Below are 20,139 nucleotides of genomic sequence, written 5' to 3'. Positions count from 1 at the left end.
AATTTTACTGTCTATTTGAAATTTTCTGAAATTTCCTGTAGCACCGCATCGAGGTTTTGAAATATGTCTTTGTTCTCAAAACGTAGCACCTTTACACCTAGCTCATTAAGTATATTATCTCGTTTCATATCAGCTTCGGCTGCGGCAGAATGCAAGTGAACATGGCCATCTAATTCTATCGCCAGTTTCTCAGAAGGGCAGTAGAAGTCTAAAATATAATTGCCAATGCTGTGCTGCCTCCTGAACTTACGCCCGTGTAGCTGTCCTGCTTTCAAATACTTCCATAGTTCTCCTTCAGCCGGAGTTGAGTAATTTCTTAATTCTTTGCGATTTTCCTTCAGATATCTCCTGTTGTGTAGTGTCATCTTCACGAATGTTTGCTACACCCATACAACAGTGGCAAACTATAAATTCCCCTCCTTAGACAAGGAGGGGTTAGGGGTGGTTGGACTGGGACTGTAAAAAGTTAAATACTAAAACGCGCTAAACCAGAATTTACTAACTTGCCGTACAGCTGTATAGCTGCCAAAGCAAGTATAACCATCACCAATCAAAGTATAAAACATGAGAAAGAAGATCGTTGCAGGTAACTGGAAAATGAACAAAACTTACGAGGAGGCGCTCACGCTGGTATCGGAGATCGATAACATGGTGAAAGACGAGGTAACCGGCGAGGTGACTGTCGTTATTGCGCCGCCTTTTCCATACCTGCAAAGTGTGGGCAAACTAACGCAGGGCAATGATAAACTGCACCTGGCTGCCCAGAACGTAAGCGAGCACGAAAGTGGTGCTTATACCGGCGAAGTGTCAGCGCGTATGCTGCAATCAATAGGAACGGAATACGTGATTATCGGGCACAGTGAGCGCCGCATGTACCACCACGAAGATGCGCAGACCTTGTATCAGAAACTGAAAGCAAGTATAGCGCAAGGTTTAAAGCCAATTTTTTGCTGCGGGGAGCCCCTAGAGGAGCGCGATGCGGATCGCCACTTCGACTACGTAGGCCAGCAACTGCACGACAGCCTTTCATACCTGAGCAACGAGGAGTTTGACAAGGTGGTAATAGCCTACGAACCAATCTGGGCTATTGGTACCGGCCGCACCGCCAGCAGCCAGCAAGCACAGGAAATGCACGCTTATATCCGGGAGCAACTGTCGCGGCTGTTTGATGCGGAGGCAGCCTACAACACCAGCATTTTGTATGGCGGAAGCTGCAACCCCGGCAATGCCAAAGAGCTGTTTGCGCAGCCAGATGTAGACGGCGGCCTGATAGGCGGCGCCTCGCTCAAATCCAGAGACTTTACCGATATCATCAAATCATTCTAGAAATAATTAAGATACAAGTATAAAAAAGGCTTCCGATGAAATTTTCGGGAGCCTTTTTTGTTAGGCATATTGTTATCTTTGATTAAATTTATACCTATGCAATTGTTATTCACGCTCTGGCTGGCTCTCATGCCGCTTTATACCTCACCTGTACCGGTAACTGCGCCGGCCAAAACCACAGTGGCCAAAGATTATTGCAACATCTATGGTTCGGTGTACCTGGAGCGGGATCCCAAGTATAAAAGAGACGCTTCGTTTACTGTTTTCCTGAATGAGGACGAGGCTTTTGCTAACATGATTGTGTACCGCGAAAACAACAAGCTTTTTGCCGATGCTACCGCCGTCTGGTATCTTACGCCCAGCAAAGCTTTTGCCGACCACATTTTATACGTAACCGATAACCGGAACCTGGCAGATTTTACCGTGCATTATACCGATGTGCGCTCCTTTGCTACCTGCCGCGAATAATTACTGCCATGGACTTTATAGAAGTAACTTTACACGTAAACCCGGATTTCGCAGATATACTTACAGCCGAGCTGGGTGAGTTGGGTTATGATGCTTTTGTAGAGACGGCAGACGGATTCAGCGCCTACATTACCCAGGACAAGTATAACCAGCCGGCGCTGGACGAAACCCTGAACCGCTACGATGATTTTGTGCAGGTGGCCTACACCGTGCAAAGAATTGAGCGGCAGAACTGGAACGAGGAGTGGGAGCGCAACTTTGAGCCGCTCTTTATCGGCGATCAGGTATCGGTGCGGGCTTCGTTTCATGAGAAGCCGGCGCATGCAAAGTATGATATCGTCATCAACCCCAAAATGTCGTTCGGCACAGGTCACCACGAAACCACCACGCTCATGATAGAAAACCAGCTCACGCTGGACCACCAGGACAAGCGCGTGCTGGACATGGGCTGCGGCACCGGCATCCTGGCGATTATGGCCGGTGAACTGGGAGCTTCAGAAATCGTAGCGGTGGAGATTGAGGACTGGACCGTGGAAAATGCCCGCGAGAACGCTGAGTTGAACAATTACGCAAGTATAGACGTGCGCCTGGGCGGTGCTGAAACCATTTCAGGCGAAGCGTCTTTCGATATTATACTGGCCAACATCAACCGCAACGTGTTGCTGGACGACATGCCTGCATATACAGCAGTGCTGAAGCCTGCAGGATGGCTTTTGCTGAGCGGCTTTTACACCGAAGATTTACCCATAATCCGGGAGCGGGCAGCCACCCTGGGGCTGGATTTTATTTCCCATCGCGAAAAGCATAACTGGGTGTCGGCGGTATTTAAGGCCGAAGAGGCTAAATAACCGGATAGCAATTTGTGAATACCATTTAAGTATAAGCTATCTCCGGCTCCTCTTTGAAAGCAGTGCCGTCCCGCTTTCATGCCCACTAAATCAACCTTGCTATCAAATCCGCATTAATAAATTCACTCTAATCGCGCACCTCCGGGCGCGCAATGGAAGAACCGGAATCATACATCAGCCCTGCTCCCCGCAGAGGCCAGGGTAAATTAGCAGCAGATAGCATCAATTCTGTAAACCACAACCTGTATTGAACCCTAAGGCAATGCCATGCCTGGAGTGTTGGAATATAACACTTCCAATATTATTTTTGTTTTTGTACTATGTAATGGGTGTGATTTACTTAGTAGTATAAACTATTCAATCGGGTATTCTAATATTTGTTAAGCATTTCATTGATTAGTAGCAAGTTAAAAAATAAATGCTGTGTTTCTGATAAATTGATGTAATAATTTATAACTTGCCATATTATTATATTAGAGCGATTTATTTAATAGTTAAGATTGTACATCCCGAAGGTGTGATGCCTGATTCCCTAAGATTTGTGAACATTTTATCCAATGCTATGCGGCTTAAACTTTTACCTTTATTCTTTTTTTTAACGATTGCAACGGCACAGGCCCAAAGCCAGGTAAGATTGTCGGACAAGCCTGCAGATTTTCTGGCGGATGTAAAAGCAATGTTGCTGGCAGGCAGGGCGGAGCAGGCCGAACAGCTATCCGCCAGCCTGGAAACGGCCTGGAACAGCGAAAACATCACAGCCAAACAACAGAAGCAGGTGATTGACATTGCCCAGGACATGTACCGAAAGCGCCTGCGCACCAACCCGCACTTTGCGCAGTTTTTTACGATGGTGGCATCCGGTATAAACAACCAGCACCTGCGCGGCAGCGCTCTGGACGATATGCTGGACGTAACAGCCAAAGCCGTAAAACAGGAAGACATCAAAAATATGGAGCGTTTCCTGAGCGCCGCCAGCCTGTACCTGAGCACCAACCGCGTATTTCAAAACTCTTACTATAGCTTACGCGGTACAGGCGGCAGCTTCAGCTTTGCCTACAAAGGCGCCAGCAAGGCCGGAGATGAGCAAAGTGAAGGCCAGGATGGCTGGGACAATGTTTCTGAGGAGGCAGCCGTGGCACCGGAACAGTCCGCAGAAGAAGATGGCTGGGGCACCATCAGCGCCGCTCCCCAAAAAGAAGATAAGCAGAAGACAGAGAAAGCACGCAAAGAAAGTATAAAGAAGCAGTTTCTGCCGCTACAGCCAGAGGTAACAGGGCCTGTGCTTAAATTCGAGAATGTTACCCTTACCTTCGTTACGCCTTGGGATTCTGCCGCTATTGCCCGGACAGGCGGACAACTGATGCTGACTGGCAACCTGTTTGTTGGGGAAGGCGGTACTTTTGCCTGGCAGGCACATGGAGAAACGGCTGTTGCCGAGCTGCGCAAGTATAATTTTAATACTTCTTTCGCCGGTTTTAAGGCGCCGGATGTTACCATTACGTATCCGGCTGTGCTTACTGCTCCCGTAGACGGAGCCCTGGAATGGATAAGCAGCAAGCGCAAGGCAGGGGCATATCCTTATCCTAAGTTTTTCTCTTTTACCAACGATGCAAAGTTTAAACCCCTGGCTGATAATATAGCTTACAGGGGTGGCTTCTCGCTGGTGGGCAATATCATGGGCAGCAAACCGCTGGATGGCAGCCTGTCAGAATTGCTGGTGTCGCAGGGCGGGCGGCACAAGTTTCGCGCAGTTGCCCGCGACTATACTATCACCGATTCGCTCATACTTGCTAACCGCGCTTCGGTGGCCATTTACCAGCAGAAAGATTCCCTGACGCACCCGGCCATGCAACTGCGCTTCTCCAGGTCGCAGCAGGACCTGACGCTCACCAAAGACGACGGAGTTTATGCCCGCACTCCCTTTTTTGATACGTATCACAAGCTGGAAATCAAAGCGGAGCGCCTGCACTGGAATCTGAATAATCCGGAAGTAGATTTCTCCATCCTGAATACCAAGACGCTGATTCCGGTGCAGCTGGAGTCTACGGAGTATTTCTCTAATAACCGTTTTCAGCAACTGGTGGGCGTGGCTACTTTTCATCCGCTACAGGTGCTGATAGGCTACGCAGCCAAGGCGAAGCGCAACGAATTTTATGCAGCAGATGTGGCCCGTACCACCAACATCAAGGAAGCCGCCATTAAAGAAGCGGCAGCCACCCTTTCCCGCGACGGTTACCTGAACTATGATCCCGCAGGCGGCTACATACAGCTCAAATCCAAAGCCTGGCACTATGTAGGCGCTGCCCGCGACCTGACCGACTACGATCACCTGGTCATTAAATCGGTGGTGCCCTCCGGTCGCAACGCAACCTTAAACCTCGACAACAACGAACTGACAGTACGCGGTGTGGACAAAATTACTTTTAATAACGACACGGCCAGCGTATATATACTTCCGCGCCGTCGCGAAATTCACCTCCTGAAAAACCGTGACCTTGTATTTGATGGAGAAGTATATGCCAGCCGGCTGGCTTTCAAGGGTACGGCATTTAAGTTTAGTTATGATGAATTTTCTATCGACCTGGCTAAACTGGATACCGTGGCCCTGGTGTCGCATCGCGGGGGCAGGGGGGGCAAAGCTACCGACCAGGTGCTGACAGGTAAAGGCAGCAGCATGTCGGGCAAGCTGTACATCAACAAACCAGACAATAAATCAGGACGCAAACAGCTGCTTGATTATCCAAAGTTTGATGCAGTATCGGGTGCGCAGGTGGCGTTTAGCCGCCCAGATGTGGCGGGCGGCGCCTACGACAGCACCGTATACTTCGATATGCCGCCGTTTAAGATCGACTCGCTGAGTTCAGGCAAAGGTGCGCTGGCTTTTGACGGTACGTTTAACTCAGGAGGCATTTTCCCGCCCATTGAAGCCAAACTACAGCTGATGCCGGACGAAACACTGGGCTTTTATCACCAGCCTCCGGCCAAAGGGCTGCCCGCTTATGGCGGCAAGGGAATGGTTTACGATACCATAATGATGAGCTCCGCAGGCATCCAGAGCAAGGGCAAACTTACGTACCTGACGGCTACGCTGCAGGCGCCATCCTATACTTACTACAAAAATGCTGTTACCACCAATGCGGGTACTTCGGTAAGTATAGCTGAAGGAACGCTGGCCGGCACGGCTTTTCCGGTGGCTTCGTTAACCGGCTTTGCGATGAACTGGCTGCCGCAGGCCGATAGCATGTATGTGCAGACAACCGGTGAGCCGATGAAAATCTACAAAGAAGGGTTTGATTTCAGGGGTGTGGCCAAGCTGTCGCCGGGCGGCCTGTATGGCAGCGGTGTGGTAGATAACCCGGTGGCAAACGTAACGGCGGCGCAGCTACTTTTTAAGCAGCGGGGCCTCAGCGGCAACCATGCCACCATAATTGCCAAATCGGATGTGGCGGGCAAGCCTGCCGTCAAGGCGCAGGACATGGCTTTTGCATATGACCTGAACGAAGGCTTTGTGGATTTTGCCAGCGAGCAGAAAGGAGTAGCCAGTATAGAATTCCCGAAGGCACAGTATAAAACTTCGATGAGCAGCGCCCGCTGGGATATGAACAAGCAGAAAGTAAGCCTGCAGGCCGATGAAAACGGCGCCAAGAACTGGTTTTACTCCCTGCATCCGCAGCAGGACTCACTGCAGTTTATGGCCGCCAGCGGTGAGTATGATTTAAAGATGAACACCCTGCTGGCAGGCGGCGTGCCCTACATTGCTGTGGCCGATGTATACCTGGTGCCGGATAGCGGCAAAGTGGCTGTGGCTGCCGATGCTACCATACAGACGCTGCGCAACGCCAAAGTACTGGCCGACTCGGCACTGCAATACCACAAACTGTACGCCGGCAATATTGACGTGCTTTCGCGGAAGGCTTTTAAGGGAGATGCCGTAGCAGATTACAAAAACGCAGCGGCTGATTCGTTTAAACTCACTTTTTCCCGTTTTATGTATGGCAATCCGCAGGAGAAAAAGAGGGCGGTTTATACTTCCGCCACTGCCCAGGCCGAGGAGGGGAATCCGTTTTACATCTTTCCGCGCATTTTGTACCGCGGCAAAATTGCGATGCACGCGCCCCAGCAGTATCTCAGTTTTGATGGCGAGCTGAAGCTGAACTTTACGGGCAACCCCGCCGATGCTGACTGGTTTCCATACAAAAAAGACACGCTAAACCCGGACAACGTGCGCATCCCGATCATCAAACCAAAAGCCGCGGATGGCACACCGCTGCACACCGGCCTGCACGTATCAAAGCGTTCTGCTAAGCTATACAACACTTTTGCCTCGAAGAAGCAGGACGAAGAAGACCTGGATCTTTTTGCTGTGGATGGGTTGCTGTCTTACAACAAGGAGAAAAGCGAATTTAAGATTGGCCGTGCGGATCGTGCTTACGCCGACTCTTACCAGGGCAATGTGCTGCGCTACAACGAAACATCAAATACGGTGCAGTTTGAGGGCCGGCTTAACCTGCTGCAGCCGATGAAGAACTTTAATGTAGCGGCAGCCGGCAGCGGCGATGCCAACGTTGACAGCGCCCGCTACAAGCTTGATGCTTTTCTGGCTTTTGATCTGGAGATGCCGGACCAGGCGCTTACTGCCATGGCCGGGAACCTGCGGGGCAACGGGGCGGTTACCGGTGGAGCATCGGACATTAGTGAGGCCATGCGCTACAAACTGGCCGAATTTATAGGCGACGGTGAAGTACGCAGGTATGTGGAACGCGCAGCTACGGAATATGTGCCGCTGCCCAAGCTCTCTAAAAAGCTGGTGCGCAGCCTGGTGCTGAGCCAGGTAAACCTGCGCTGGTCTAACGAACAGAATGCCTGGTACAGCACCGGCAAAATAAAACTGGCCAGCATCCTGAAGGATGATATCAGCACAGAAATGGATGGCTACCTGGAGATGCGCCAGGACAAGAACGGCGAGCCGGTGGTGAACCTGTACCTGCAGGCCGACTCCTATACCTGGTATTACTTTAGCTTCCTGGAAAACGCCCTCACAATTACTTCATCCGACGAGAAATTAAATAACGCCATCCGCTCCAAATCTAAAGGCAGCCGTGGCGCCAGCAGCAACTACGGATTTTATGCCGGTGAGCCGATGGAGAAGAATCAGTTTGTCGATCACTTCAGCACTACTTATCTGCAAGGCAAAGATGCTCTTAATGTAGCAATCGGGCAGCCGGTGATAAAGGATGGAGCCGGCAATTTTGATTATATGGAAGAGCAGCCTGATCAAGTTGGAAAGAAGAAAAGGAAGAAGGACAAAATTGATCCGCTTGGGGCTGCCTCTGCGGTGGGCATAAATAACCAGAACCCCTAAGCAATGCGTATATACATTTAGAAGATCGCCTTTTTGGCGTTTGAAGCAGGATTTATTTATATTTGAGTTTCCTGCCACACGCTTATAGTACCTGTGCGTCGCCAAAGAAAGTTTTGGCGACGCACAGGCCTGAAAAAGACCTTATTTATGAATATACTCTTGATAGCTATACTTGGTGTAGCCGCTTATTTGATTGGCTCTATCTGTACGGGCGTTTGGGTGGGCAAAGCCTATTACGGCATCGACATCCGGCAGCACGGCAGCGGCAATTCCGGGGCCACCAACACGTTCCGGGTGCTGGGCAAAAAGCCGGGCGCAGCCGTCATGCTAATTGATATTTTCAAAGGATGGACTGCCACTTCGCTGGCGGGCTTCCTGATTATCTTTAACGCCGTGCCTGCTGATCAGTTGGTGGTGTATCAGTTGATATTTGGTGCGTTGGCCGTGCTGGGGCACATTTTTCCGGTATATGAGCGCTTTAAAGGCGGCAAAGGTGTGGCTACTTTGCTGGGCATGATGCTGGCCATACAGCCGCTGGTAGCGCTGATGTGTATCATTGTTTTTATGGTGGTGCTCTTCACCTCTAAGTATGTATCGCTGGGCTCAATGGTGGCGGCGCTGGCTTTCCCGATTCTGCTGCTGCTGCCGCGCTTCCACCCTGATAATCCTATCCTGATAATATTCGGGTTTGTTATTTTCGCGGTGGTGGTACTTACACATCGCAAAAATATCAACCGCCTGTTGCAGGGCGAAGAAAGTAAAGCCAACATTCATTTGGGGCGCAGAAGGTAAGTATAAGTCGCAAGTATAATTTGCCTCATCAAACATAACAGTATCATAGAAAGCCATCCAGCATTACGGGGATGGCTTTTTTGTAAATTTATTTCGAACGAAAAGAGAAACCCATGAACGATTATATCTCCGAAAACAAGGACCGCTTTGTAAATGAACTGCTCGAGATGCTCCGTATTCCGTCTGTCAGCGCTGATGCTAAGTTTAAGGCTGACGTACTGCGCACCGCTGAGTTTGTGCAGCAGAAACTGACAGAAGCCGGTGCCAACAATGTGGAACTGGTAGAAACGGCAGGCAACCCGGTGGTGTATGGCGAGAAAATAATAGACAAGAACCTGCCAACCGTGCTGGTATACGGCCACTACGATGTGCAGCCCGCCGACCCTTATGAGCTATGGAATTCGCCTCCGTTTGAGCCAGTCATCAAAGACGGTAACATATACGCCCGCGGTGCCTGCGACGACAAAGGGCAGATGTACATGCATATAAAGGCCTTCGAAACCATGATGCGCACCAACACACTGGCCTGCAACGTGAAGTTTATGATTGAGGGAGAGGAGGAAGTCGGCTCGGTAAATCTGGGAACATTTATAAAGGAAAACAAAGAGAAGCTGCAGGGCGACGTAATCCTGATTTCGGATACGGGCATGCTGGCCAACGATACGCCTTCCATCACCACCGGTTTGCGCGGCCTGAGCTACGTGGAGGTGGAGGTAACCGGGCCAAACCGAGACCTGCATTCCGGCCTGTACGGCGGAGCGGTGGCAAACCCTATCAACATTTTGTGCAAGATGATAGCCTCGCTGCACGACGAAAACAACCGCATTACCATTCCCGGCTTTTACGACAATGTGGAAGAATTAAGCCAGGAGGAGCGCGCTGAAATGGCACGGGCGCCGTTTGACCTGGACAAGTATAAGAAGGCGCTCGATTTAACGGATGTACACGGCGAGGCAGGTTATGTAACCATGGAGCGCAACGCTATCCGCCCGACGCTGGACGTGAACGGCATCTGGGGCGGCTATACCGGCGAGGGGGCTAAAACCGTAATTCCTGCGCAGGCCTTTGCCAAAATATCGATGCGCCTGGTGCCCCACCAATCCTCCGAAGAAATAACGGAGAAGTTTAAGAAGCACTTCGAAAGTATAGCACCTGCCAGTGTAAAAGTAGTAGTAAGGCCGCACCATGGCGGTGAGCCTGTGGTTACGCCTACAGATTCGGTTGCTTACCAGGCAGCCGCCAAAGCATACGAAGACACGTTTGGCGTGAAACCGGTTCCGGTGCGCAGCGGTGGCTCTATTCCGATTGTGGCTATGTTTAAATCAGAACTGGGGCTGGATTCAGTGCTGATGGGCTTTGGCCTTGATTCGGATGCTATCCACTCGCCAAATGAGCATTTCGGGATATTCAATTTTATGAAAGGCATAGAAACCATTCCGCTGTTTTATAAGCATTATGCTGAGATGAGCAGAAAGTCATAAGTCATCGCAAGTATAAAGTATAAATATAGCAAAAGGCCCGGTGTATCAATCACCGGGTCTTTTGCTATGTTCAGGGTATAGAGCTGCTCACATGAGGCTGGCCGGGCGGGGTGGCGGCATCAGAAATCCCACAGATATCTGCCATACCTGGTTTTTCTGATCAAGCGCTTTGGAAAAAGATCGGAATCCGCCGGTGTTGCGGATGCTCAAAAAAAAGCCGTTGTCCATAATAAGACCTATCCCGGCGGCATAGCCATAGTCCCAGCGGTTAAAATCATTAATAGAAACCGGCTCCGGCCCCAGGTCAACGGGTTCAGGCACAATGCCGCTGCTGCTGAAGCGGTGTACATCGCTGTCTTTGTTCAGAAGATACCCTACGTAAGGTCCGGCTTCGGCAAACAGGCCGCCTTTTTGTATTTTCAACAGCAGCGGAAGTTCGAGGTAATGCAGCCGCATATCGCCGCTAAGGTATTCGTCGCTGCTTGCATCTGCCGCATACTCACTGTAGGTAAAGCCTTTTTGATTATAGTTCAGCTCTGCCTGCACGGCCAGCCGCGACACAAACTCGTAACTTAAAAGCAGGCCGGCCTGCATTCCTGCCAAGTGCTGCATCTGATCAGAACCATCGCCTGCCGCCTTTGAGAAGCCGCCGCCTGCCTTTCCTCCGAAGCGCAGGTATTGTGCCTGCACAGCCAGCAGCGGCACAAGTATAAGAAACAGAAGTAGAATCAGCTTTTTCATAGTATAGCAGGTAAAACAGCAATTAATATTTGGTTTTACTGCTACAACTGCTATTTGGTTAGCAGGACCATGCCCGCATACTTTAAAGGCAATAAAAAAAGCCAGCTTCACCCGAAGGCGAAGCTGGCTTTTTTGCTAAAGAATTGCTAAGTATGATTACAGGAAGGCTGTTAGTATCCGCCTGATGGAATAGTGAAGCCAACAGTCAGCATAATTACGGAGTTACGGGCACCGGTTAGGTCTTCTCCGAATTCTCCATAGTCAACGTCCTGATCTACGAAGTCAGAAAAGCTGCCGTTGTAGCGCAGGCCAATGCTGATGCCATTGTTGCTGGCCAGGCCAATACCTGCGGCATAACCCAGTTCAAATCTTTTTAAGCCGTCTACACTTTGCGGGTCGTTGTCAGAATCCTGCAGCTCGCCGTCGCTATAGGTCTTGGTTTTGTTGTTTACGCCAAGCAGGTAAGATGCTTGTGGGCCGGCCTCAAAGTAAAGCGGGCCTGCTTTAATTTTCGCCAGTACAGGCAAATCTAAATAGTTGTAGTTCACGGTACCCTCGCGACGAACATCAATATTCAGCAGGTCAGAGTGAAATTCGTCTTCGTTGTTCTTGAAGCCTTTTTGTGAATACAGCAACTCCGGCTGGATGGAGAAAAAGTCTTCAACTATAGCCAGGTTATACGTGATACCGGCATGGAAACCAAACTTGTTCTCAAAACGGTCTTCATCGCGAAGATCACCTGAAACGTTAGAGAGGTTGGCGCCCGCTCTTATACCAAAACCAGATTGTGCCTGCGCAGCCGTGATGGAAGCCAGTACGAAAGAAAATGCAAATAATAACTTTTTCATAATTTTTTTCAAGTTGTTGCATACGGCTGTTCTGCAGCCAGCATACAGGTTTTAAAATAGTTTTTGTGTTTGTATGTATAACAACTGTAATGATGTAAGCGGCTAATCCGTAGCATCCGGTGTTTCAGTGGAAAGCCTTTAGCCGATGCATTGCCGTTACAGATGAGAGCTTAGCAATAAGCAGGCCAAAACATATTAATAAACTATATAGAGCATCATAATATTTATTTAGCCAAAGTATAGGGCGCTGCGTTATTGCTACAGGGTTATACGTTTATAGGATTATAAGTTGCCGGTAAGATTTGATTAGATGGGCCGGAAATGCTGCCAGCAGGCGGTATATGCAATATTTGGTCAAAATATTTTGCATTGAATTAGACACAAATCACTGCAAAATAGAGTATAACGGCCTGGTGCCAAACAGGTACGTTGACAATGCTGTGCTACAAAACCGTGGAAGGTGCGCTTTTCCTTTAACCTGCCCAGCCTTCCCTGTCCAGGCTGCGGTACTGAATGGCTTCTGCTAAGTGTTCGATTTTGATGTCGTCGCTTCCGGCCAGATCGGCAATGGTGCGGCTTACCTTCAGAATGCGGTCGTAAGCGCGGGCCGATAGTCCCAGGCGCTCCATTGCTGTTTTCAGCAGCGCTCTGCCGGCATCATTTATCTGGCATATCTCCTTCACCATTTGCGAGGGCATCATGGCATTGGAGTGGATATCGGGGTATACTTTAAAACGTTCTGTTTGCAATGCGCGGGCGCGTACTACCCGCTCACGCACTGCGCTGCTGTCTTCGGCTTTCCGGGTCGCCGTCATTTCATCAAATGTAACGGGCGTAACTTCCACATGCAGGTCGATGCGATCGAGTAGCGGACCGCTTACCTTGTTCAGGTAGCGCTGCACTACGCCGGGGCCGCATACACATTCTTTCTCCGGATGATTATAATAGCCGCAGGGGCACGGGTTCATGCTGGCCACGAGCATAAAATTTGCAGGGAAATCGATGGACGTTTTGGCGCGGGAAATAGTGACGCGGCGCTCTTCCAGCGGCTGGCGCATTACCTCCAGCACGGTGCGCTTAAACTCGGGCAATTCATCCAGAAACAAAACGCCGTTGTGCGACAGCGATATTTCGCCGGGTTGCGGATTGCCGCCGCCACCCACCAAAGCCACATCCGAGATAGTATGATGCGGTGCCCGGTAGGGGCGCGTGGTAAGCAAAGACGATGCCTGCCCTAACTTACCGGCCACCGAATGAATTTTAGTTGTTTCCAGCGCCTCGTGCATCGAGAGCGGCGGCAGTATAGATGGCAAACGCTTGGCCAGCATGGTTTTGCCAGCACCCGGCGGACCGATCATAATCACGTTGTGACCACCTGCTGCGGCGATTTCCAGGGCGCGTTTAATGTTTTCCTGGCCCTGCACATCCGAGAAGTCAGCGGCATACTGGTCTACGGTGCTCAGGAAGATATCGCGGGTATCGATTACGAGGGGTTCAATGGTGCGCTGCCCGTCCAGAAACTCAATAGCTTCCTGTATGTTCTGCACGCCAATTACATCCAGGTTGTTGACGATGGCTGCCTCCTGCGCATTTTGTGCGGGAAGTATAAATCCTTTAAAGCCTTCTTTGCGGGCCTGTATGGCAATGGGCAACACACCCTTCAGCGGACGAAGTGATCCATCCAGCGACAATTCGCCCATGATCATGTACTCCGCCACTTTGTCGGCCTGCATCTGGCCCGAAGCTGCCAGTATGCCCATGGCAATGGTCAGGTCGTAAGCAGAGCCTTCTTTGCGGATGTCGGCGGGCGCCATATTAATGACTACTTTCTGGCGCGGCATTTTGTAACCATAATGTTTCAGGGCTGATTCAATGCGTTGCTCGCCTTCCTTTACGGCGTTGTCCGGAAGGCCAACCAGAAAATACCTGGTGCCAGCCGATACGCTGACCTCAACCGTAATTGTATAAGCGTTTACGCCCTGCACGGCGCTGCCAAATGTCTTGATGAGCATGCTTTCGCTTTAGGAAGTATAAGTTTTTAAATCAATTAATATGGAGCCGGAACAACGGTTATGTACAATTGATTCCGATTGTATTTACAAAAATATAAAAGCCGGTGTCATACTTCAAAACCGGATATCAAGTGACAGCGCGGCTTACTGATGCTCCAGCCGTGTCATGTCTGGGTGCACGGGCAGATAGGTGTCGGTTACATCGGTGCCCTGCCGGTGCACCGTGATGGCAGTGCAAAGGCTGTCGGCTACGGTTATCTCAAAAGCAATGCCTTGTGGCTGGTCATCGTAAATGTATACCTGCTGGTTTTTCTGGTTAGTATAATAAGCTAGTGGCCTGAGATGGCTAAACTGTTTCCGAATTTGAGACAGTGCATCGCCGGTGCCGGTACCATCTATGGTTTTAAACTGCGGAGATGTAACCTGCACCTGATCTACTTTAGGCCCGTCGCCGCTGCCATCAAAATCGTTGACGGTATATACGGCCACATACTCGCGCGGCCCGTTGCCGGTCTTGCTTACCCAGAAAGAAAGAGCTTTGCCCATTGCGGCGTCTCCGCTGTCGGCTTTGCCCAGGATATTGTTAACTACCGCTGCCGGCATACCCAGTTCTACCTGGCCAACACGCTGGCCGGGCACAATCAGGTAAGCTGAATCAGGTACGACGGGTTTTGCAGGTTCAGCTGTCGTGGCCGTATCCGTCATCGTATCTGTGCCTGGGGAGGCTGTGCTGATTTCTGTTTGATTGCTGTCATGGGACTGGCAGGCGAACAGGCTGAGGGCAAGTATAAAGTATAATGTGTGTTTCATAGTGCTGCAAAGTATAAAGGAGCGCTGGATCGTAAAAGCCGGCAACGCCTGTATACGTACTTCTCGCAAAATGAATTATGCAGAGTGGGAGAGGATAGATAATCTTGCTGCAATCTTCCGGTTTTAATGGACAGCAGTAGTATAAGAAGTATAAGCTGGCTGCCTGGGTTTATACTTTTTGAGGTTTCCGGCTTTGGCGGCACCGGTTAATACTGGCATCTGAGGCAAATATATACTTTCTATACTTGTTGCCTAACCGGCCTCACGATGTCTTTCAGGCCTGTGAGTGCCTGGGGAAAGTACTACAGCAGTTGCTGTTCGATTAGAAGTATAAAGATGTGAATGACCTTGATGTGGATTTCCTGTATGCGGTCGGCGTAGCCTGTGTGCGGCACCCGTACCTCCACGTCGCAGAGCGGGGCCAGTTTGCCGCCATCCTTGCCTGTAAGGCCGATAACTTTCATCCCTTTGGCTTTGGCTGTTTCGGCTGCTTTAATTACGTTGCCGGAGTTGCCACTGGTGCTGATGGCCAGCAGCACATCCCCCTGGTTGCCTAATGCCTCCAGATAGCGCGAAAACACAAAATCGTAGCCATAGTCGTTGCTCACGCAGCTCATGTGGCTCACATCCGAGATAGCAATAGCCGGAATAGCTTTGCGGTCGTTGCGGTAACGGCCGGTCAGTTCTTCGGCAAAGTGCATGGCATCGCACATGGAGCCGCCATTGCCGCAGCTCAGTATTTTGCCACCGGCCTTCACCGATGCGGCCATTATTCCGGCTGCCCGTTCAATGGCGGCAATGTTGTTGCTGTCAGAGAGAAAGGCATGGAGCACTTGCTGCGCCTGTGTCAGCTCTGCCAGTATGGTTTGGTTCATCAGAAATTTTTATGCGGCCTCTGTCTCTTCGACGTGGGCCTGTTTGTAGCTGTTGCTCCTGAAGGCCTGCCGCTTTTCGTACAGGTCGGCTTTCAGGTTGTTAATTTTTAGTTGTGCCAGATACAGCGCCCGGCTAATGTCGGCAATGTACAGGTTTGTTACCAGCAGCTTAACCAGCATAAGGCCGGCGCCTGCTGCTACCAGCATTTTATAAATGTCAAGGACCTCGGCTCCGGCAGAAACTTCAAACATAGCCTCCACCTCAATTACGGAAGTCAGCAGTAAAATAGTAAACGCAATGTAAGCTAATACCACTACATCAAGAACGGCTTTAAGTGCTTTCATGTGGCTATAACAGGTTTAAGTACAATAATGTGTCTGTTATAAAGCTAAAAAATAATATCACTTTTAAAAAACATTATTCTTAAATTCATTCTATTGCGCAGTAATTTACCTAAAATTATACTATTTATCTGTTATGGAACCAGTTGCAGCTGCGTTAACCTGGCGTAAAGACCACTGTTTTGTGATAATTCGTCGTGTGTGCCGCGCTCCACAATCTGTCCTTGCTGCAGCACCAGAATTTCGTCGGCGTGCTGTATGGTGCTCAGCCGGTGGGCGATTACAATGGAGGTACGGTTCTTCATCAGGTTGGTAAGCGCCTCCTGCACCAGCTTCTCCGATTCTGTATCCAGCGCCGAGGTGGCCTCGTCCAGTATAAGTATGGGCGGGTTTTTAAGTATGGCGCGCGCAATGCTCAGGCGCTGGCGCTGCCCCCCTGATAATTTTCCGCCACGATCGCCGATAACGGTCTGATAACCATTTTCGGCCTGCATGATAAACTCGTGTGCATTGGCGATTTTAGCTGCTGCTATTACCTCCTCCTCGGTTGCATTGGTTTTGTTGAAGGCGATGTTGTTGAAAATCGTGTCGTTGAAGAGGATGGATTCCTGCGTTACCACCCCTATCTTATCCCGCACCGACTCCATGGTATAGTCGCGGATGTCGTGGCCATCCATCAGGATACTGCCACTGGTCGGGTCGTAGAAGCGGGGTATCAAATCGGCCAGCGTGGATTTGCCACCACCCGACGGGCCTACCAGCGCTATTGTTTTCCCTTTCGGGATGTGGATGTTGATGTCCTGCAGCACAGGTTTTTTACCATAGCCGAAGCCTACGTTCCGGAACTCAATTTCATGCGCAAAGCTGGGCAGCACCCTGGCACCCGGCTTGTTTTGTATCTGCGGTTGCGTGTCGATTACCTGCAGCACCCGATCGCCGGACACCAGCCCCCGCTGAATGTTGCTGAACGCCGAAGACATGGCTTTAGCCGGCACCAGCACCTGCGAGAACAGGATGATGTAGGTGATAAACTCGGCCGGCTTGAGGTCCGATTGCTGGTTAAGCACCAATGAGCCGCCATAAAAAAGCAGTCCGGCCACCACTGCAACACCCAACACCTCCGACAGCGGCGAAGCCAAATCGCGTTTGTTGGCAATGGAGCGCTGAATGCGGGCGTAACGGTCGTTCTGATCGTGGAATTTGCTAAGTATAAACGGCTCGGCGTTAAAGGCTTTTATCACGCGCATGCCGCTGATAGTCTCATCAATAATGGTCAGAATAAAACTGAGCGAATCCTGTCCTTGTTTGGCCTTACGCTTCAGCTGCTTGGAAATACCTGAAATAATGCCCCCGGACACAGGCAGCAGGATCAGCGTAAAAAGCGTCAGCTTTACCGACATCGAGAACAGAATGGCGAAAAAAGCGATGATGGAAATGGGTTCCCGCACCACCACCGTCAGCGTACTCACCACCGAACTCTCCACTTCCTGTATGTCCACGGTCAGGCGCGTCATCAGATCGCCTTTGCGCTCGTTGTTAAAATAGCCCAGCTGCAGTTCTGTTACGCGTTTGTAAATGGCCTGGCGCATGTTGCGGACCACATGCGCCCGCAGCGCCCCAATCACCCGGAAAGCCAGGTAGCGGAACAGGTTGGCCAGCAATACGGACACGATGATGATGATGCACACGAACAACAAAGCGCCCTGTTTGCCTTGCTGCAAGATTACCTGCCCGAAATAATAGTTGAAAAAATGCTTGATAAAGTCGAAGGTGAAGCTGAATTCCGGCTTAGTGGCTGCCATCTGTACGGCCTCCTGTGCGCCCACTTCCCCGAACAGCACGTTCAGCAGCGGAATGATGAGCGTGAAATTGAGCAACCCGAAAATGATGCCCAGGAGGGTATAAAGCGTATAAATCGGCACAAACCGGCTGTAAGGTCTGGCAAACTGAAGTATGCGGAGGTAAGTTTTCATGGTAAAATATTGCCTGCCGCAGCAGTGTACGGGCAAGCCGGCAGTGGCAGGTTGGCTGCCGCTTTCAGGATTATCGGTTTAAGTATAAATTAAGCGCCGGCTGTTTTCCGGCGCTATGCCGGTGCAAAGGTACTTATTTTATAAGGATGCCAAGTATAAAAGTAGTGGTTGTGTGTTGGGGGTTTGTAGGCTATGCTTTGTAGTTGCTGTTCATCCACGGCTTTATAAGCTTCTTGTTTCATCTTTGGCTTTGGTGCGCTCCAAGCCCGCGGGGCTCGTCCTTGAGTTGAGCGAGGCGGCGTGAACCTGCGCTGGAGCGCTGCCCTTCGGGCACCGGAACACACCAAGGCGCTCAACCCAAGGACTGGAATTCTTTCGATAGCTACTGTTCTTTCGAAAGCTTCGATTTTAAACGTTACTATGGTCGCTGTTTGTGCTTTAGTTGAAGTATAAGGCAGTATATACTTCTTTTCCCTTCTTTGTCATCCTGCAAGGATCCTGGTGGAAGGGAGGTTAAGCTATCGCTATGAAACTCGGCCTTTGAGTAATGGAAGCGGAACCCCGCTCCTGTTTAAGGTAAGGTTAAAACTCATGCAGCCGTTGCGGGATGTTCCAGCGGAAGGCCACGGAAGTATAAACCGTGTTCCTGTCCAGTGAATTATCTTCCGCGTTGGTGCGGCGCACGATTTGCTTCAGGTCGATAAAAACGTTGTGTTTGAGCATGAAAGTGGCTGTCAGGTCGATATGGATCTGGTTTGTTTTGATGCCCTGCCCAATAGTGTTGCCATATTCCTGCGCGCGATCCAGGTAGGAGAGCAGCACGTTGTTGCCCCAGTTCAGCGTGTCGGCAGCGGATACCACATCCTGGCCGTAGCCTGTGGCAATGGCTTTACCCGTCAGCATCAGGCGTGGCAGGGGCTGGTAATGCACAATGCCAATCAGCTCGTAGAGGTTCGCACCAACCGGGTGCGCCAGCGGCTGGTTATAATGTTGGTAATTGGTAAACTGATTGATATGCTGGTAAGTATAGGGCCGGATGATGTTCACCTCGCCCTGCAAATCAAGGTTACTTAGCCCGAAAGCATCGATATACTTGGCGCCCAGCTGGCCTCCCTGCTTGTTGCCCCACCAGCCGCTGCCGGTTTTTACTTCATTCAGCAGAAACTCGTCCAGTAGCAACTGGCCATACAACTGCACGCGGTGGCGGATGTTCCATCGGAAATCGGCGCCCAGCATGGCATTGTCTTCGCTGCCCATGGCCTGCTCTATACTTCTGTAAAAGATAACCGGGTTGAGGTACTGCAGTTCAAAACGGCCTTTGCCGCGCGCAAATATCACCTGTTCGAACACGCCCACATTCAGGTTGTTTGTCACGTTTATGCCCAGGCGGTGCAGCGCCATATACTTTTTCGGGAACAGGATATCGGTATTCTGACGGCGGTACTCAGCCGTTAGTTCCTGGAACAGGTTCATGTATTGCAGCCGCCATACTTGCGTGTTCAGCTTCAGGAAAAAAGCCGCCGGTGCATAGTCGGAATAGATGAGAGAACGGTAGCCGTCGCCGATAAAATGGCGATCATGGCCGAGCTGAATCTCGACGTGCCTGCTCAGCGCATAGTTCACGTAGCCGCGTGCCGTCAGGAAATCGTAGCCATCTTCTTTAAATGGCTTCCAGAACGCTTCGTGTGGCACTACATTGTCGCGGGCAATGCGGTCCTGCACGTAGCCCGGAAAGCGCGCCTGGTTCTCGCCGATAAAAGTATAAAAGCCAAACTTATCATCAATGGTGCCTTCCAGCTGCACGCCGCGCGTGTTCACGTAGCGCAGGCCGTCAGTTTGGTTGTCGAGGCCCGCTTCCAGTCCCAGTACGGGATTCACGCGTAGCGTAAAGTTTTCTTTTTCGATGTGGTAGAAATCCGACTGGTTCTCATAAAAGCGGTTAAGTATAGGCCGCCTGCTGTGGTTGCTTTCGTCGGTGGTATAGTTCCAGTTGTCGTTGAGGAGGTATGCGGTGTTAAATTCATCCGCCGCGCCCTGTGCATTCCGGGCGCTTACCTCTGCCAAATCTGCGACCTCCAGCCTGCCGTACGGCCGCACAGCCGTTTGTAAATGCGGCACCTGGTCGCCATACTTTATCTGGTAACGGTCTATCAGGTGGTAAATGTCGGGGTTATACGGCACGTACACGTCCTGCGCCCGGGCGGCGAATCCGGCGGCAAGGCAAAAGCCGGACACGCAAAGTATAGCTTTCATATCAGGTA

General features: G+C 50.6%; 15 protein-coding genes. 6 read left to right on the top strand and 9 right to left on the bottom strand.

All coding sequences use genetic code 11. The features are described from left to right. Positions 1-11: 11 nt before the first annotated feature. Positions 12-365, bottom strand: coding sequence for an endonuclease domain-containing protein (locus I2I11_RS17995; RefSeq protein WP_196269137.1), 354 nt, complete (start codon positions 363-365; stop codon positions 12-14). Positions 366-564: 199 nt separating this feature from the next. Between I2I11_RS17995 and tpiA the strand changes: the two genes are divergently transcribed. The 6 genes from tpiA (at position 565) to I2I11_RS17965 (ending at position 10,277) form a co-directional block, all read left to right on the top strand. Continuing rightward, positions 565-1,326, top strand: a complete 762-nt coding sequence (gene tpiA, locus I2I11_RS17990; RefSeq protein WP_196269136.1) for a triose-phosphate isomerase — start codon at positions 565-567, stop codon at positions 1,324-1,326. A gap of 96 nt (positions 1,327-1,422) precedes the next feature. After that, complete coding sequence (locus I2I11_RS17985; protein ID WP_196269135.1) at positions 1,423-1,794, top strand: 7(1) septoil knot domain-containing protein; 372 nt, start codon at positions 1,423-1,425, stop codon at positions 1,792-1,794. Between the two features lie 8 nt (positions 1,795-1,802). Beyond that, on the top strand, positions 1,803-2,642 hold the full coding sequence (gene prmA, locus I2I11_RS17980; protein WP_196269134.1) for a 50S ribosomal protein L11 methyltransferase: 840 nt from the start codon (positions 1,803-1,805) through the stop codon (positions 2,640-2,642). A gap of 562 nt (positions 2,643-3,204) precedes the next feature. Continuing rightward, a complete protein-coding gene (locus tag I2I11_RS17975) occupies positions 3,205-8,004 on the top strand; it encodes a hypothetical protein (protein WP_196269133.1) in 4,800 nt (1,599 codons plus the stop codon). Between the two features lie 147 nt (positions 8,005-8,151). Continuing rightward, entirely contained in the window at positions 8,152-8,796 is a 645-nt protein-coding gene (plsY, locus tag I2I11_RS17970) for a glycerol-3-phosphate 1-O-acyltransferase PlsY (RefSeq protein WP_196269132.1), read from the top strand. Between the two features lie 113 nt (positions 8,797-8,909). After that, positions 8,910-10,277: a dipeptidase gene (locus I2I11_RS17965; RefSeq protein WP_196269131.1), complete on the top strand. Its 1,368-nt coding sequence runs from the start codon at positions 8,910-8,912 to the stop codon at positions 10,275-10,277. Positions 10,278-10,364: 87 nt separating this feature from the next. Here I2I11_RS17965 and I2I11_RS17960 read toward each other — a convergent pair whose 3' ends face one another. The 8 genes from I2I11_RS17960 to I2I11_RS17925 all read right to left on the bottom strand — a co-directional run bounded on the left by I2I11_RS17960 (position 10,365) and on the right by I2I11_RS17925 (position 20,131). Further along, entirely contained in the window at positions 10,365-11,018 is a 654-nt protein-coding gene (locus I2I11_RS17960) for a porin family protein (RefSeq protein WP_196269130.1), read from the bottom strand. Positions 11,019-11,188: 170 nt separating this feature from the next. Continuing rightward, positions 11,189-11,866, bottom strand: a complete 678-nt coding sequence (locus I2I11_RS17955; RefSeq protein WP_196269129.1) for a porin family protein — start codon at positions 11,864-11,866, stop codon at positions 11,189-11,191. Positions 11,867-12,339: 473 nt separating this feature from the next. Then, positions 12,340-13,878: a YifB family Mg chelatase-like AAA ATPase gene (locus tag I2I11_RS17950; RefSeq protein ID WP_196269128.1), complete on the bottom strand. Its 1,539-nt coding sequence runs from the start codon at positions 13,876-13,878 to the stop codon at positions 12,340-12,342. Between the two features lie 144 nt (positions 13,879-14,022). Further along, entirely contained in the window at positions 14,023-14,688 is a 666-nt protein-coding gene (locus tag I2I11_RS17945) for a hypothetical protein (RefSeq protein ID WP_196269127.1), read from the bottom strand. A gap of 302 nt (positions 14,689-14,990) precedes the next feature. Next, positions 14,991-15,563 (bottom strand): D-sedoheptulose 7-phosphate isomerase, encoded by a 573-nt coding sequence (lpcA, locus tag I2I11_RS17940; RefSeq protein ID WP_196269126.1) that lies wholly within the window; start codon positions 15,561-15,563, stop codon positions 14,991-14,993. Positions 15,564-15,572: 9 nt separating this feature from the next. Beyond that, the gene (locus tag I2I11_RS17935) at positions 15,573-15,908 is read right to left on the bottom strand and encodes a hypothetical protein (protein ID WP_196269125.1); all 336 of its coding nucleotides are present in this window, start codon (positions 15,906-15,908) and stop codon (positions 15,573-15,575) included. A gap of 131 nt (positions 15,909-16,039) precedes the next feature. Beyond that, positions 16,040-17,878: an ABC transporter ATP-binding protein gene (locus tag I2I11_RS17930; protein ID WP_196269124.1), complete on the bottom strand. Its 1,839-nt coding sequence runs from the start codon at positions 17,876-17,878 to the stop codon at positions 16,040-16,042. A gap of 582 nt (positions 17,879-18,460) precedes the next feature. Next, a complete protein-coding gene (locus I2I11_RS17925; protein ID WP_196269123.1) occupies positions 18,461-20,131 on the bottom strand; it encodes a hypothetical protein in 1,671 nt (556 codons plus the stop codon). Positions 20,132-20,139: the final 8 nt, after the last annotated feature.

This window comes from Pontibacter rufus (assembly GCF_015694705.1).
Classification (GTDB): Bacteria; Bacteroidota; Bacteroidia; order Cytophagales; family Hymenobacteraceae; genus Pontibacter; species Pontibacter rufus.
This window is presented reverse-complemented; position numbering and strand designations above follow the sequence as displayed.

Excerpts from the sequence above, each read along its gene's own strand:
- I2I11_RS17995 (WP_196269137.1), bottom strand. The coding sequence starts at position 365 with ATGACACTACACAACAGGAGATATCTGAAGGAAAATCGCAAAGAATTA.
- tpiA (WP_196269136.1), top strand. The coding sequence starts at position 565 with ATGAGAAAGAAGATCGTTGCAGGTAACTGGAAAATGAACAAAACTTAC.
- I2I11_RS17985 (WP_196269135.1), top strand. The coding sequence starts at position 1,423 with ATGCAATTGTTATTCACGCTCTGGCTGGCTCTCATGCCGCTTTATACC.
- prmA (WP_196269134.1), top strand. The coding sequence starts at position 1,803 with ATGGACTTTATAGAAGTAACTTTACACGTAAACCCGGATTTCGCAGAT.
- I2I11_RS17975 (WP_196269133.1), top strand. The coding sequence starts at position 3,205 with ATGCGGCTTAAACTTTTACCTTTATTCTTTTTTTTAACGATTGCAACG.
- plsY (WP_196269132.1), top strand. The coding sequence starts at position 8,152 with ATGAATATACTCTTGATAGCTATACTTGGTGTAGCCGCTTATTTGATT.
- I2I11_RS17965 (WP_196269131.1), top strand. The coding sequence starts at position 8,910 with ATGAACGATTATATCTCCGAAAACAAGGACCGCTTTGTAAATGAACTG.
- I2I11_RS17960 (WP_196269130.1), bottom strand. The coding sequence starts at position 11,018 with ATGAAAAAGCTGATTCTACTTCTGTTTCTTATACTTGTGCCGCTGCTG.
- I2I11_RS17955 (WP_196269129.1), bottom strand. The coding sequence starts at position 11,866 with ATGAAAAAGTTATTATTTGCATTTTCTTTCGTACTGGCTTCCATCACG.
- I2I11_RS17950 (WP_196269128.1), bottom strand. The coding sequence starts at position 13,878 with ATGCTCATCAAGACATTTGGCAGCGCCGTGCAGGGCGTAAACGCTTAT.
- I2I11_RS17945 (WP_196269127.1), bottom strand. The coding sequence starts at position 14,688 with ATGAAACACACATTATACTTTATACTTGCCCTCAGCCTGTTCGCCTGC.
- lpcA (WP_196269126.1), bottom strand. The coding sequence starts at position 15,563 with ATGAACCAAACCATACTGGCAGAGCTGACACAGGCGCAGCAAGTGCTC.
- I2I11_RS17935 (WP_196269125.1), bottom strand. The coding sequence starts at position 15,908 with ATGAAAGCACTTAAAGCCGTTCTTGATGTAGTGGTATTAGCTTACATT.
- I2I11_RS17930 (WP_196269124.1), bottom strand. The coding sequence starts at position 17,878 with ATGAAAACTTACCTCCGCATACTTCAGTTTGCCAGACCTTACAGCCGG.
- I2I11_RS17925 (WP_196269123.1), bottom strand. The coding sequence starts at position 20,131 with ATGAAAGCTATACTTTGCGTGTCCGGCTTTTGCCTTGCCGCCGGATTC.